Annotated in this window: 12 protein-coding genes; 7 read left to right on the forward strand and 5 right to left on the reverse strand. The window is 74.1% G+C overall.

All coding sequences use genetic code 11. From position 1 onward, the window contains the following. The first annotated feature begins 146 nt into the window (after positions 1-146). Positions 147-410 (forward strand): DUF2530 domain-containing protein, encoded by a 264-nt coding sequence (locus tag ACWDX6_RS04515; RefSeq protein WP_451483438.1) that lies wholly within the window; start codon positions 147-149, stop codon positions 408-410. 125 nt (positions 411-535) lie between these two features. Beyond that, positions 536-2,950, forward strand: a complete 2,415-nt coding sequence (locus ACWDX6_RS04520) for an HAD-IC family P-type ATPase (RefSeq protein ID WP_451483439.1) — start codon at positions 536-538, stop codon at positions 2,948-2,950. A gap of 12 nt (positions 2,951-2,962) precedes the next feature. Here ACWDX6_RS04520 and ACWDX6_RS04525 read toward each other — a convergent pair whose 3' ends face one another. Together ACWDX6_RS04525 and ACWDX6_RS04530 are read right to left on the reverse strand one after the other, a co-directional pair. Next, positions 2,963-6,187, reverse strand: a complete 3,225-nt coding sequence (locus ACWDX6_RS04525; RefSeq protein WP_451483440.1) for a sacsin N-terminal ATP-binding-like domain-containing protein — start codon at positions 6,185-6,187, stop codon at positions 2,963-2,965. A gap of 167 nt (positions 6,188-6,354) precedes the next feature. Next, positions 6,355-7,266, reverse strand: a complete 912-nt coding sequence (locus ACWDX6_RS04530) for a DUF3027 domain-containing protein (protein ID WP_451483441.1) — start codon at positions 7,264-7,266, stop codon at positions 6,355-6,357. Between the two features lie 387 nt (positions 7,267-7,653). Between ACWDX6_RS04530 and ACWDX6_RS04535 the strand changes: the two genes are divergently transcribed. The 4 genes from ACWDX6_RS04535 (at position 7,654) to ACWDX6_RS04550 (ending at position 11,547) form a co-directional block, all read left to right on the forward strand. Continuing rightward, entirely contained in the window at positions 7,654-9,018 is a 1,365-nt protein-coding gene (locus ACWDX6_RS04535) for an MFS transporter (RefSeq protein WP_451483442.1), read from the forward strand. A gap of 180 nt (positions 9,019-9,198) precedes the next feature. Next, on the forward strand, positions 9,199-9,678 hold the full coding sequence (locus tag ACWDX6_RS04540; RefSeq protein WP_451483443.1) for a DUF2771 domain-containing protein: 480 nt from the start codon (positions 9,199-9,201) through the stop codon (positions 9,676-9,678). 7 nt (positions 9,679-9,685) lie between these two features. Continuing rightward, complete coding sequence (locus tag ACWDX6_RS04545; protein ID WP_451483444.1) at positions 9,686-10,699, forward strand: futalosine hydrolase; 1,014 nt, start codon at positions 9,686-9,688, stop codon at positions 10,697-10,699. Then, positions 10,696-11,547, forward strand: coding sequence for a 1,4-dihydroxy-6-naphthoate synthase (locus ACWDX6_RS04550; RefSeq protein WP_451483445.1), 852 nt, complete (start codon positions 10,696-10,698; stop codon positions 11,545-11,547). Before ACWDX6_RS04545 ends, ACWDX6_RS04550 begins: the two co-directional genes overlap by 4 nt. Positions 11,548-11,590: 43 nt before the next feature. On the opposite strand, the gene ACWDX6_RS04555 is transcribed toward ACWDX6_RS04550, so the two are convergent. Further along, a complete protein-coding gene (locus tag ACWDX6_RS04555; protein ID WP_391143746.1) occupies positions 11,591-11,974 on the reverse strand; it encodes a cold-shock protein in 384 nt (127 codons plus the stop codon). A 159-nt stretch (positions 11,975-12,133) separates the two neighbouring features. Between ACWDX6_RS04555 and ACWDX6_RS04560 the strand changes: the two genes are divergently transcribed. After that, a complete protein-coding gene (locus ACWDX6_RS04560) occupies positions 12,134-12,403 on the forward strand; it encodes a hypothetical protein (protein WP_451483446.1) in 270 nt (89 codons plus the stop codon). Here the strand turns inward: ACWDX6_RS04560 and ACWDX6_RS04565 are convergent. Further along, positions 12,391-13,044 (reverse strand): HAD family hydrolase, encoded by a 654-nt coding sequence (locus ACWDX6_RS04565; RefSeq protein WP_451483447.1) that lies wholly within the window; start codon positions 13,042-13,044, stop codon positions 12,391-12,393. The genes ACWDX6_RS04560 and ACWDX6_RS04565 overlap by 13 nt on opposite strands. A 205-nt stretch (positions 13,045-13,249) precedes the next feature. Further along, positions 13,250-14,212 (reverse strand): hypothetical protein, encoded by a 963-nt coding sequence (locus tag ACWDX6_RS04570; protein WP_451483448.1) that lies wholly within the window; start codon positions 14,210-14,212, stop codon positions 13,250-13,252. Positions 14,213-14,220: the final 8 nt, after the last annotated feature.

Here is a 14,220-nt window from a genome sequence, read left to right on the forward strand (position 1 = left end):
GTGGGGGGTTCCTCTTCGAGGGTGCTATTTGGCGGTTCGTACAAAGGAAACCCGCCAGAGGCAAACCGTTTCAGTATGAACACATGAACGAACGGCCGTCCATCTCCGCGCGTAGACCCCGCGAGCGGACACCTACACTGACTGGCATGGCGAAGTGGACCCCCAAGCACGAGGCACCGGAACCCCTGGAGGGGCCCGTCGTCGGCACCATCACCGGCGGCACGATCCTCTGGTTCGCGCTCTTCCTCGTCCAGGTCCCCTTCTACGGCTGGTTCGACGACCGCGACCTGACCTGGTGGATCTGGACCTGCCTGGCCGGCGCGGGCCTCGGTCTGATCGGCATCTGGTACGTCCGCAAGCGCGACGCGGCCATCAAGCGGGTCGAGGCCGGACGGGACCCGGAGGCCTGACCCCGACCCCGTAGGTGGGACGGGCGGCACCCCGTAGTACCTCCGGACCATCCCCCGTCCTCCCCCGGTCCGATCTTCCGGCTCCCGGCGGGTGAACGCCCCATTCCGGCCGTACCGTCGGAACCATGACTCAGCGGGCGAAGATCGATACCGGCACGGGCGGCGGGGAGAGCGCGGCGACAGCGCCCCCCGTCGTGCACCGCGCCGCCGGACTGACCTCCGCCGAGGTCGCCGAACGCGTCGCCCGCGGCGAGGTCAACGACGTACCCGTCCGCTCCAGCCGCTCCACCACGGACATCATCCGCGGCAACGTCCTCACCCGCTTCAACGCGATCATCGGCGTGCTCTGGGTGATCATGCTCTTCGTCGCGCCGATCCAGGACAGCCTCTTCGGCTTCGTGATCATCGCCAACACCGCCATCGGCATCGTCCAGGAGCTCCGCGCCAAGAAGACCCTCGACGGACTCGCCGTCATCGGCGAGGCGAAACCCACCGTCCGGCGCGACGGAGTCACCGCCGCCGTCTCCACCTCCGAGATCGTCCTCGGCGACCTGATCGAACTCGGCCCCGGCGACAAGGTCGTCGTCGACGGCGAGGTGGCCGAGGCGGACAGCCTGGAGATCGACGAGTCCCTGCTCACCGGCGAGGCCGACCCCGTGGTGAAGAAGCCCGGCGACCCCGTCATGTCGGGCTCGTTCGTGGTCGCGGGCGGCGGCGCGTTCACCGCCACCAAGGTCGGCCGCGAGGCGTACGCCGCCCAGCTCGCCGAGGAGGCCTCCCGCTTCACGCTCGTCCACTCCGAGCTGCGCTCCGGCATCTCCACCATCCTCAAGTACGTGACCTGGATGATGGTCCCGACCGCGATCGGCCTCATCATCAGCCAGCTCGTCGTCAAGGACACCAACGTCAAGGACTCCATCGCCCGGACCGTCGGCGGCATCGTCCCGATGATCCCGGAGGGGCTCGTCCTGCTCACCTCCGTCGCCTTCGCGATCGGAGTGATCCGCCTCGGCCGCAAGCAGTGCCTCGTGCAGGAACTGCCCGCGATCGAGGGCCTCGCCCGCGTCGACGTCGTCTGCCTCGACAAGACGGGCACGCTCACCGAGGGCGGCATGGACGTCACGGAGCTGCGCCCGCTGAACGGCGCGGACGAGGAGTACGTACGCAAGGTCCTCGGCGCCCTCGGCGAGTCCGACCCCCGCCCCAACGCCTCCCTCCAGGCCGTCATCGACGCCTACCCGGACGCCGAGGAGTGGCGCTGCACCGAGGCGCTGCCCTTCTCCTCCGCCCGCAAGTACAGCGGCGCCGCGTTCAGCGAGGGCAACGGCGAGAGCTCCTCCTGGCTGCTCGGCGCGCCGGATGTGCTCCTGCCCGAGGGGGACTCGGCCCTCGCCGAGATCGACCACCTCAACGAACAGGGGCTCCGCGTCCTGCTCCTCGCCCGGACGACCCGCGAGCTCGACTCCCCCGCCGTCGCCGACGAGGCGCGGCCCACCGCCCTCGTCGTCCTCGAACAGCGGCTGCGGCCCGACGCGGCCGAGACCCTCGCCTACTTCGCCGACCAGAACGTGGCCGCCAAGGTCATCTCCGGCGACAACGCGGTCTCCGTCGGCGCGGTCGCCGGAAAGCTCGGCCTGTCCGGCGCCGAGAACACCGTCGACGCGCGGCAGCTGCCCGCCGAGCGGGAGGAGATGGCCGAGGCGCTCGACGAGGGCGCCGTCTTCGGGCGGGTCACCCCGCAGCAGAAGCGGGACATCGTCGGCGCCCTCCAGTCGCACGGGCACACCGTCGCCATGACCGGCGACGGTGTGAACGACGTCCTCGCGCTCAAGGACGCCGACATCGGCGTCGCCATGGGCTCGGGCTCCGAGGCGACCCGGGCCGTCGCCCAGATCGTCCTCCTGAACAACTCCTTCGCCACGCTGCCGTCGGTGGTGGCCGAGGGCCGCCGGGTGATCGGCAACATCACGCGCGTGGCGACCCTTTTCCTGACGAAGACCGTCTACTCGGTCCTCCTCGCCATCCTGGTGGTCTGCTCCCAGGTCGAGTACCCGTTCCTGCCGAGGCACCTGACCCTGCTGTCGACGCTCACCATCGGCGTGCCCGCCTTCTTCCTCGCGCTGGCCCCCAACAAGGAGCGGGCGAGGCCGCACTTCGTGAAGCGGGTGATGCGGTACGCGATCCCGGCGGGCGTCGTCGCGGCGGCGGCCACCTTCACCACGTACCTGCTCGCCCGCTCCCACTACACCGGCCCCGGCGCCCTCGACGCCGAGACGAGCGCGGCGACCCTGACCCTCTTCCTGGTCTCCCTGTGGGTCCTCGCGATCGTCGCCCGCCCCTACACCTGGTGGCGCCTGTGCCTGGTCGCCACGATGGCCGGCGGCTTCCTGCTGGTCCTCGTGGTGCCCTGGCTCCAGGACTTCTTCGCGCTGAAGCTGGTGGGCGTGACGATGCCGTGGGCGGCGGTGGCGGTCGCGGCGGCGGGAGCGGGGGTGCTGGAGTTCGCGTGGCGCTGGGTGGACCGGAAGTTCCCGGCGTGACGGGGCCGGGACTCAGTCGAACCAGCGGTCCCGCGCCAGTTCCGCCGTGCGGGACGGGTCCTCCAGGAGCGCCGCCACCTCGAAACGGCGGGGCCACTGGCCCGCCGCCCAGGCCAGGCCGGCCGCCACGCCCTCCAGCGTCGCCGCGTGGATGGTGCCGTCCGGGGTCTGGCGCCAGTCCAGTTCGACGCCGCCGGCGTGGAGTTCCTCGTGCTCGATGTACGAGTCCGGGGTCGCCGGGCCGAGGAGGGCGTGCACCGAGGACGGGACGTCGTGCTCCTCGCCGACCGTGGTCACCTCGGCGTCGACGGCCTCGCTCAGGCGGCTGACCTGGAACAGCTCCGCCAGGTCGGCCGCGCGGGACAGGGAGACCGGCAGCAGGGGCAGCCCGTCGGTGAGCGGCAGCAGGTCGGGGGCGTCGGCGACCAGGGCGTCGGAGGCGTCCACGACCACCAGCTCGCCGTCCACGACCGCCCGCAGCTCGTCCGGGAGGGTGACCTGGTCGGGGTCCAGGTCGGCGAGCGCGGTGTAGAGGGCGTGCAGCTGGGCGCCGCTCACCTCACGCTCCGGGTCGGCGAGGCGGGCCAGGAGCTCGGCCGCGCCGCCCGGCTCGTCGAGGAGCGCGGCGACCGAGGTGCGCACCCCCAGGGCCCGCAGCACCTGCTCGTCCTCGAAGCCGGTCGCGTCGGCGGAGTCGTACAGGCCGATGAGCAGCGGGTCCGTGCCCGCGGCCCGCAGACCCGCCGGGCGGCGGCCGTCCAGGACGGGGTGGTCGCGCAGCCACCACGCGGTGTACGGCCGTACGGTCTCGGTCGTCCCGTCCGGCAGCAGCACCCGTACGGGCTGGGTGAGCGCGTCCCGCAGCGGCGGCCGGGCGAGCAGGGCCAGCGCCTGCGGCCAGGCGTCGTCGTCGACCAGGTCCAGGTCCCGTACGGCGACGATCTCGGTCGCCACCGGGGGCACCGGCGAGTCGGGGAGCCGGTCGAGGACGTCCTCGCACCACACGTCAACCGCGTCGAGCAGTCCGGCGTCGTCGGGCTCGGCGAAGTCCCCTTCCCGGGGTTCCAGTTCGTCCGGGTCGAGGACCAGGTCGGTGGCCCGGACGAGGGCGAAGTTCGCGAGCACCCCGCAGGCGGCCAGCGGCTGCTCGCCCCAGCGTTCGGCCAGTTCGGCGTCGCAGAGGGCGAGTTCGCCCTCGCGCATCACGGCGGCGAAGGGGCTGCCGGGCAGCACCAGTTCGCCCGCGGGCGCCATCTCCCCGTCCTCGTCGGGCAGGGCCAGCGCGCCGAGCCACGGCTCGTCGCCCGGTTCCAGCTCCGCGTCCCGTACGAGCGCGAGGACGGTCTCGGCCAGCTCGTCGGCGTCCAGGGTGTCGGCGTCCTCGTCCCAGATCTCCCCCGCGTCAAGGGACGCGGCGACCGCGGCCCTTACCTGCGGCGTCGTCAGCACCGCGCGAGGCGTGGCGGGCAGGGCGCCGAGCTTCTCCAGGAGGGGGTGGGCGGCCTCCGGGTGGGCGACCTTGAGCCCGAGGCGGGTGAGGTCGGCCGGGGTGCGGTCCTGGGGCAGCAGCACGTGCCGGGGCCCGATGGTGGTACGCACCCGGGCGGCGGGCGCGGCCGGCGCCTCCGGATCGGTGCCGTACGCCTCCTGGCCCGCGCTGCCGTACGCCTCCTGGCCCGCGCTGCCGGCCGGGGCCGCCAGCGGCACGGGCAGGCCGGTCAGCCGGTCCGGGTCCACGCCCGCGAGGGAGTCGTACAGCCGCCACCACCACGACGGCGCCCGGTCCACCCCGGCGAGCCGGTCGATCGCCTCCGTCAGCGGCACCCGCCCGACGCCCAGGTTGCGCAGCTCGGGCCGCCGCTCCAGGCCGGCCGGCAGCAGCGTGGGGAAGACCTCCGAGAGCACGGCGACGGTGTCCGCGCCCGCGCCCTCCACCACCTCCGCCTCCACGGGCCGCAGCGCGGGCAGTTCCTCGGAGGGGGCCGCGGGCGCCAGGAACGCCACGCGCGGCAGCCGCCGCAGGATCGCGGCGCGCAGCTCGCCGTCCAGGGCGCCCTTCCCGAGCGGGCCGGGCACCAGGTCGATCGTGGCGACCGTCACGGGCTGCCAGTCGGCGAGGAGTTCGGCGTACGCGTCGGCCGCGCGCTCGACCAGGAAGTCGGTGAGCGGGCCGGGCGCCGGGTGGCGCCGGGCGGTGTCCAGCGGCAGCGAGGCGATCAGCAGGGCGGGCAGGCCGAGCGGTTCGTCGGTGGGGGTCGGCGCGTGGACGACGGACGCGGTACGGGGGAACTGCGGGGCGCCCTCGCCGTCCACGGGGACGGCCCAGGTCACCGTCCAGTACGGGCGCAGCCGCTCCTCGACGGGCCGGTCCTTGAGGAGGACGGGGTCGAGCGGGCCGTCGTGGCTGACGGTCCGCCAGCGGTGGACGCCGGCCGGGGAGGCGGTGTCCTCGATGCGGACGTACCCCTCGTCCTCGGAGCGCTTGAGGACCCGGACACCGTTCCCGGTCTCCACGACGATCTCGGCGAGGCCGGGCAGGGTGAGGAGCAGGGCGTCGTCGATCGAGTCGAGGAGCCGCTCGGCGAGGTCGACGGCGGCGGCGTCGCGCAGCGGCAGGACGACGACGGTGTCATAACCGTCGGGCGCGGTGCCCTCGGCGGGCAGCGGAAGCCGCAGCAGGGGCACGTGGCCGTCGCGGCGGCGCAGCTCGTCACCGAGGCCGGGGCTGTGGCGGGCGGCGTCGGCGGCCAGTTCGCGGGCCTCGGCGAGGGACCAGCGGACGCCGCCGTGGCGGCCGAGGACGGCGGGCTCGTCGCTGACGGCGAGGACGGCGGCGAAACCGACGCCGAAGCGGCCGACGGCGGTGGTGTCGTGCTCGCGCTTGGCGGAGGCGCGCAGGGTGGAGAGCGACTCGACACCGGTGGCGTCCAGCGGCGCACCGGTGTTGGCGGCCGCGAGGACGGCGGGGGCGTCGGGGCCCGCCGGGTGGAGGGTGAGGCGGAGGCGGCCGGTGACGCCCGCGCGGCGGGCGGCGTCGGCGGCGTTCTGGGCGAGTTCGACGACGAGACGGTCGCGGTAGCCGCCGAGGGCGAGATCCTCCTCGGCGTTGGCGTCCTCCCGGAACCGGGCGGGCCCGGCCCCCCAGGCATCGAGCACGCCCCGCCGCAGCCGGGCGGTACCGAAGGGGTCGGCTCCGTCGGTCGACGTCCTGACGCTGACGCTCACGTCTGACTCCACTCTGCGGAACGGTATGGGGCAGGGGCCCGAAGGTACCGCGACCAGCGCCGGTCCTGCGCCGAGGGCCACCCCCGCCGGCCCGACGGCCCCGGCGCGGGCCCACGCCCCGCGGCGGGACGAAGGGACGCGACGGGTGCGGGTGGGAGGTCCCTCGGCGGGCGGGGAGCCTACGAGTGGCCCAGGTCCTCCGGGGTGCCGTCGGGTTCCGTGACCGAGCCGGAGTCCTTGGCCGGCCGGAGCGGGAACTCGTCCGCCGCCATCGAGTCGTGCACCGGCGGCGCCGGGCGCGGGGGCTTCGGCATGACCGCCGCCTCGGAGTGCCCGCCGCAGCCGTACGAGAGGGACACGACCCGCCCGTCCGCCGGGGAGAACTCGTTGGCGCACACGCCGAACGCCTGCTTCAGGGAGCCGGGCAGCGGCAGCAGGAACCCGCAGGACTCGCAGGACGCCGGTGCGGCCTGCGCCATCGGCGTCTTCGCGCCGAAGGCCTCCTCCCAGCGGTCCGCCGCGACGTGCAGCCCGTACCGGGACAGCACGCGCGCCCGCCGCAGGCCGAGCTCCTCGGCGACGGCGGCGATCGCGCCCCTGGACGGCGTACGGGAGACGATCTCGGCGTCCTCGGCGTCGAGGTGCTCCGCCATGTCCTCCGAGACGACGGAGTTCGGCGGCGGGGCGTCCTCACCGGTGTAGCCGGGCTCCAGGCGCAGGTCGTCCTGTTCCGTGGGCAGCAGGTCGCCCGGTCCCATGTCGCCGGGCCGCAGACGCTCGCTCCACGGCACCCACTCGGGTGCGAGGAGCGCGTCGGGGCCGGGCAGCAGGACGGTCTCGTCGAGGGTGACGTTCTTGGCCCGGGAGGCTCGGGTGACCGTCACCGCCCAGCGCCAGCCGCGGTAGCCGGGCTCCTCGCACTCGAAAAAGTGCGTGACGACCCGGTCGCCCTCCGCGACGACCTCGACATGCTCCCCCACGATGCCGGGGGCGGCGGCCTCCTCGGCGGCCTCCCGCGCGAGGTCTACCGCCTCGGCGCACAGGCGGTCGGGGGTACGCGGGGTACGGCTTCGCGTCGTCGCAGCACTCACAGGTCTCGCTTCTCTCCTACGCCGTCTCACGGGTGCGCCGGCCGAGGAGCGGGAGCGATATCACCGGGCGGCGGGCGGAGCGGACCGGGGGGCCGCATCGACGTCCGCACCCGACATGTCTCGCGTGTCTCGGGCACACCTATCGTCATCCATTCTGCGGGATGCCGAAGAGGCGCGCGGCCGAGAACTTCCGCCGGTGGCGCGCTACGCACGCTACCCCCTCCGCCGCCCGCCGCCCACCTGCCCGTCCCAAGTGGCCCGTATCGCGGACGCCGGGACGGGCCCGAAGAGGAGCGAAGAAGGTCGCCGGGGGCCCGGAGAGGACCCGAGAAGATCGCCGGGCCGCGCTTCGGTTCGTACGGGAGGGGCGTGGGGCACTATGACGGAGTGGCAGCCGCACGGTCGACCGCACGATCCCACGATCATGCCGGGCCGCTCCGGAGAGCGGGCCGGTCGGTCGGGCGCGCCCTGCACCTGCCCTTCACCGGCACGGCGAAGGGGATCAGGAAGGCGACCCACGCGCACGGCGCGGGCGAATCCGGCCTGGGCAAGCTGATCGAGCTGCACGCGGTGAACGGCGCCGGTGATGTGATGATCACCGTGGCGCTGGCGTCCACGGTCTTCTTCTCCGTACCGACGGACGAGGCACGCGGCCGGGTCGCGCTCTACCTGGCGATCACGATGGCCCCCTTCACGCTGCTCGCCCCGGTCGTCGGGCCCCTCCTGGACCGCATCCCGCACGGGCGGCGGGCGGCGATGGCGGGGGCGATGCTCACCCGGGCGGTCCTCGCCCTCACCATGTCCGCGGCGGTGGCCACGGGCGGGCTTGAGCTGTATCCGGCGGCGCTGGGCGTGCTCGTGGCCTCCAAGGCGTACGGGGTGGTCCGCAGCGCGGTCGTGCCCCGCCTGCTGCCGCACGGCTTCTCGCTGGTCAGAGCCAACTCCCGGGTCACGCTCGCGGGGCTCCTCGCCACCGGGATCGCCGCGCCGGCGGGCGCGGGGCTCCAGCAGATCGGGCCCGCGTGGCCGCTGTACGGGGCGTGCGCGCTGTTCCTGCTGGGCGCGTTCTGGGCGTTCCGGATGCCGCACAAGGTCGATTCGGCGAAGGGTGAGCGCCGGGCGCACCTGCTGACGCACGGCGAGAAGAAGCCGAGCCTGCGGACGGTCGGACCGTCCGTGCTGCACGGCCTCCAGGCCAACGCGGCCCAGCGGATGCTCGCCGGGTTCCTGATCTTCTTCCTGGCGTTCCTGCTGCGCGAGCATCCGCTCGGGGGCCAGAGCGCCGCGGTGTCGCTGGCGGTGGTGGCCGTGGCGGCCGGCGTCGGGAACGCGTGCGGCACGGCGGTCGGCTCGCTGCTGCGTGAACGCGGCCACGGCCCGGAAGTGATCATCGCCACGATGATCACACTGGTGCTCGGCGCGGCGATCTGTACGGCGGTGTTCTTCGGCGGGGTGATGGTGGCGGTCCTCGGTGCGGTGGCGGGCCTCACCCAGGCGCTGTCGAAGCTCTCGCTGGACGCGCTGATCCAGCGGGACGTGCCGGAGGTGGTCCGCACGTCGGCGTTCGCCCGCTCGGAGACGCTGCTCCAGATGGCGTGGGTCGTGGGCGGCGCGATCGGCATCGCGCTGCCGCTGAACGGCACGGTGGGCATGTCCGTGGCGGCGGGCATCCTCGCCCTGGGCGCCCTTCTCGCGGTCCGCGGCCTCCTCGGGGCGGCCCGCGGACCGCTCCCGCTCCGGCGGCCCGCGTAGCGCCGCTGGGCGGCGGGGCGGGTGGCCTCGCCGGTGGGGCCGGGACGTGGGACTCGGCGGGCCGGGCCGTGAGACTCGGTGGGGCCGGGACATGGGGCCGGGTGGGCCGGGCGGGACGGAAAACGCGGCGCGCCGCACCCCCGCGTGGCGCAGCTCGACACGCCCGATAGCCTTCGGGCCATGACCGTTGCGTTCTTCACCGGCTCGCGCCGCCGGGCCGCCGTCGCCCTCGGGGCCGTCTCCGCCGGGCTCCTCGTACTCTCCGCCTGCGACAAGCCGACTCCGCTCGCGACCCTGACGGTCGGGACCGACTCCGTCCACTCCGAGGCCGCCTGCTACAACGACGGCGAAGCCATCAAGGAGTCGCAGATCCAGCAGTGCCTCAACAAGAAGGCCGAGAAGACCCTCACGGTCTCCATGGACGACAAGATCCGGTTCGGTGTCGACCCGGAGATCGCCGAGAAGGGCTGGACCATCTTCCTCGGTGGCCAGGCCGCTGAGCAGGAGCCGTACAAGAAGACGTACCGGACCATTCCGGCCAGCGCCTTCTTCTCCAGCCAGACCGGCGAGGCGCCCAACGACACCCAGGTCACCTTGGTCGAGACCGACGGCAAGAAGCTGACCGGCATCTGGCACTTCGCGCTGAAGAAGGACTCCTGATCCTCCGGTGTTCCACCGGATCCTGATCGTGACGGCCGTGGCGGCGGAGGCGGACTCCGTCGCCCGCGGCCTCGCCTTCGGCGGCCCGGGCTCGGGCGACCACCCGCTCCCGGGCGGCTTCGTCCTCCGCCGCCACGCGGACACGACCCCCAGACCGGGCGAGGGGCCGATCCCGACACCGGTCGACGCGTTCCGTAGCCCGGGCGCTGAGCCGGTCCCGACACCGGTCGCCGGGTCGCGCACGCCTGCCACGCCTCTCCGCCCCGTCGTCGACGTCCTCGTCGCCGGCGTCGGCCCGGCAGCGGCCGGGGTCGCCACCGCGACCGCCCTCGCCTGGGCCTCCCGCGAGGAGGCCTGGCCGGACCGCCCTGGCGGGACGGCCCCCTGGGCCACGACGCCCCAGCCGATCGCCGGGCCGGGGGGCCCCACGGCCGCGCCCGGCGCTACCCCGCCGGGCCCCGGGCCCCACCCGTCGGCCCCCGCCAAGGTCCCCGCGCCCCCGCCCCCCGGGCCGTACGACCTCGTCATCTCCGCCGGGATCGGTGGCGGGTTCCCGCCCGGCGCGCCGCTCGGGGCCGTCGTCGTGTCCGATTCGATCGTCGGGGCCGACCTCGGGGCGCAGACGCCCGACGGGTATCTGGCCGTCGAGGAGCTCGGCTTCGGGCGGTCCGTGCACCGGGTGCCGGAGTGGCTGACCGCGCGGATCTCCGCGGCGCTCACCGGCGGCGCGCAACGCCACACCGTCGGGCCCGTGCTCACCGTCTCCACCGTCACCGGCACCGCCGAGCGCGCCGCCGAACTGGCGAGGCGTCACCCCGGCGCCGCCGCCGAGGCGATGGAGGGCTTCGGCGTGGCCGAGGCGGCCGCCGCCCACGGCGTGCCCGTCGTCGAGATCCGCGCCGTCTCCAACGCCGTCGGACCGCGCGACCGGGCCGCCTGGCGGATCGGCCAGGCCATGGACTCGCTGCGGTACACCTTCCAGCTGCTCAGCCACTCCGTCTTCGTGGAGCCCGCCCCATGACGCCCAAGCTCAAGATCGCGTACTCGCCCTGCCCGAACGACACCTTCGTCTTCGACGCCTGGGCGCACGGCCGCGTCCCCGGCGCGCCCCGGCTCGACGTGACCTTCGCCGACATCGACCTCACCAACGGATGGGCGGAGAGCGGCTCGTCCTCGTACGACGTGCTGAAGGTCTCGTACGCCGTACTGCCCTGGGTCCTCGACGAGTACGCGCTGCTGCCCTGCGGCGGCGCCCTGGGCCGGGGCTGCGGCCCGCTGGTCCTCACCCGCGAGCCGGGGGTCGACCTCACGGGGAAGACCGTGGCGGTGCCGAGCGAGCGCTCGACCGCCTATCTGCTCTTCCGGCTGTGGGCCGCCGACGTGGTCCCCGAGGGCGTCGGCGAGATCGTGGTCCTGCCGTTCCACGAGATCATGCCGGCCGTACGCGACGGCAAGGTCGACGCGGGCCTGGTCATCCACGAGGCCCGGTTCACGTACCAGAACTACGGCCTCCACGCGCTCGCCGACATGGGCGCGCACTGGGAGGAGACCACCGGCCTGCCGATCCCGCTCGGCGCGATCATCGCCAAGCGCTCGCTGGGCGCGGACACGCTGCGGCGCCTCGCGGACGCGGCCCGCGCGTCGGTACGGATGGCCTGGGACGACCCGGCCGTCTCCCGCCCGTACGTCCTGGAGCACGCGCAGGAGATGGACCCGGCGGTGGTCGACCAGCACATCGGGCTGTACGTGAACGAGTTCACCGCCGACCTCGGCGAGCACGGCTACGCGGCGGTCCGCGGTCTGCTCACGCGCGCCGCGGCCGAGGGGCTCGTACCGCCCCTCGGCCCGGACGCGCTGGCGTTCCCCTAGGGCCTCGACCCCCGGCCCCCGGCCCGTGGGAACGACCGGGACCTCACACGTCGAGCTGGTCGGCCACCGCTCGCAGCAGGCCCGCGATCTTCTTGCCCTGCACCTTGTCGGGGTACCGGCCGCGCTCCAGCATCGGCGTGATGTTCTCCAGGAGCGTCGTCAGGTCCTGGACGATGGACGCCAGTTCGTCGGGCTTACGGCGCTGCGCCGCGGCGACGGACGGGGTCGGGTCGAGAACCGTGACGGAGAGCGCCTGATCGCCGCGCTGCCCGGCCACGACCCCGAACTCCACACGCTGCCCCGGCTTCAGGGCGTCGACTCCGGCAGGGAGCACCGACGAGTGGACGAAGACGTCGCCGCCGTCGTCGCGGGAGAGAAAGCCGAAGCCCTTCTCGCTGTTGAACCACTTGACCTTGCCGGTAGGCACGTCTGTCCTCGTCCTCGTACTCGATGGGTGCGCCGGGATTCCGGCCTGGAGAGCGATACAGCGGGTCTCCCGACCCGCCGGCACCAAGGCTAATGGGCTTCCGGCTGCTGACAAGACGTCGCCGGTTTGTTCCTTCGGCCTGGGAACTACCCTGGCCGAATGCGTAATGAAACCCTTTCGGCCCCGGCGGGCGAGACCGCTCCGGGTGACGGGCTCGTCCGCGCCGGTGCGATCGTCTTCATCATCGGCGCGGTGGCCACGCTGGTCACCGTCGCCCCGCTGTTCCTGGGGACCGATCCGTTCCCGCCCGTCGCGTACGCGGTGTGCATGCTGATGGGCGTCGGTTTCCTGGTCGCGGGCGCCGGTGTACTGCGCTCGATCGCGGCCCAGCGGCGTCAGGCGAGGACCGTGTCCGCTCAGGGCCGGTAGGACGCCTCCCGGGCCCGGTACCCCGCCAGCCAGGCACGGAACTCCGTCAGGTCGGGCAGGACGACGTCCGCGCCGGCGGTCCGCAGCTCCGCCTCGTCGCACGGGCCGGTGGCCACGGCCACCGACACGGCGCCCGCGTGCGCGGCGCCGCGCACGTCGCCGATGTGGTCGCCGACGTACACGGCCGCGCCGTGCTCACGCAGCGCCTCCGCCTTGCCCTCGGCCCACAGGCCCCCGATGACGGCGTCCGGGTCGATGCCGAGGTGGGTGAGGTGGAGCCTGGCGTGCGGCTCGTTCTTGGCGGTGACGACGATCGCCCGGCCGCCGGCCTCCCGAACGGCCTGAATCGCATCCCGGGCGCCGGGCATCGCGAGCGACGGCGTGATCGCGTACGCCGGGTAGAGCGCCCGGTACTGCACGACCCTCTCGTCGATCTCCTCGGCCGGGAACCAGTGCGCCAGCTCGTGCTGGAGCGGCGGCCCGAGCCGCGAGACGGCCAGATCGGCGTCGATCGCGACGCCCGTCTCGGCGGAGAACGCCTGGTAGGCGGCCTTGATGCCGGGGCGGGAGTCGATCAGCGTCATGTCGAGGTCGAAGCCGACGGTGAGCGCGGTCAGTGGGGCGGAAGGGGCGGAAGTCATGCGGGCCATTGTGCCCGGCTGTTCGAATCGGGCCGCTGCTCGGACCGAGCCGAGCCTGCCTGCGTATGCCCGTACGCCTCTCCACCCCCACGCCCGCACGTTCCCACCTCCGCACGTCCCTCCGAGCGCGGCGCCGGGGTGCACACACTGTTGGCCCTGGCGACGCCCCCCGCGCGCGGAGGCCGGCCGCAGGCCTCCCCAGGGCTCAGGTGTGGCGGCGGGAGCGCCAGAGGAGGAAGGCCGCTGAGGTGATGGCCGCCGTGCGCAGCACCCACGGCCAGGTCTCCGACAGCGCCGCGCCCATCGCCTCGCCGCCCGGAGCGATCGGCAGACCCCACCGGCCCTCGACCCGGCCCCAGAGCCAGACGGCGCCCGCCGTGAGCACGAGCCCCGGCAGGATGACGACCGCCCACCGGGCCTCGGTGCGGGTGAGCCGCCGGGAGGCGTAGGCGAGGAGCCAGCCCACCGCGAGGGCGACGAGCGAGCCGAAGGCGGCGCCCCCGAGCAGCAGCAGCGCGGCCAGCACAAGGACCGGGCTCCCGAGACGGAAGCGGCGGCGGCCCGCGGCGCCGGCTTCCGGGGCCGGTTCGACGGCCGGCACGAGGGCCTCGCGCCGCCGGAACCGTACGAGGCGGGCGAAGCGGCTCCGCGGCGTCGGCGCCTCGGCCCCGTCCCCCTCCTCGTCCTCCTCCTTGGCCTCGTCATCGTCCTCGTCATCGAGGGGCGGCTTCAGCAGCTCCGGGATCTCCACCCCGCCCCTGAACCCCGGCACCAGCTCGTCCCCCGGTCGTGCCCGGGGTACGTCCGTGCTCCACCAGTCCGGTTCGGTGTCAGCGGCACCGACCTCGTCCGTTCCCGCCAGATGCGGCGGGGTCGGCCACCCCTCCGCCGTACGGGGCCGCGGCACCACAGGCGGTTCCGGCGCCGTGCGCACCGACGCGCTCCCCGCCGCCCGGTCCACCACCTCGTCGGGCGTGCCCAGCTCCCGGAGGATGCCGCGAACCGCACCCGGGGTCTCCTCGCCGGACGTGACGCGCCGACGGTCGATCTCGTTCCGCAGAGACGCCACCAGCCGCATCCGCGCACCCGACGGAAGCTGCCGCTGCTGAGCCAGATCGCCGACCCGGCTCAGATAGTCGAAGACAAGCTGGTCGCTCTCGATCCCCACAATGCCCC

The sequence above is a fragment of the Streptomyces sp. NPDC003027 genome (assembly GCF_053591435.1).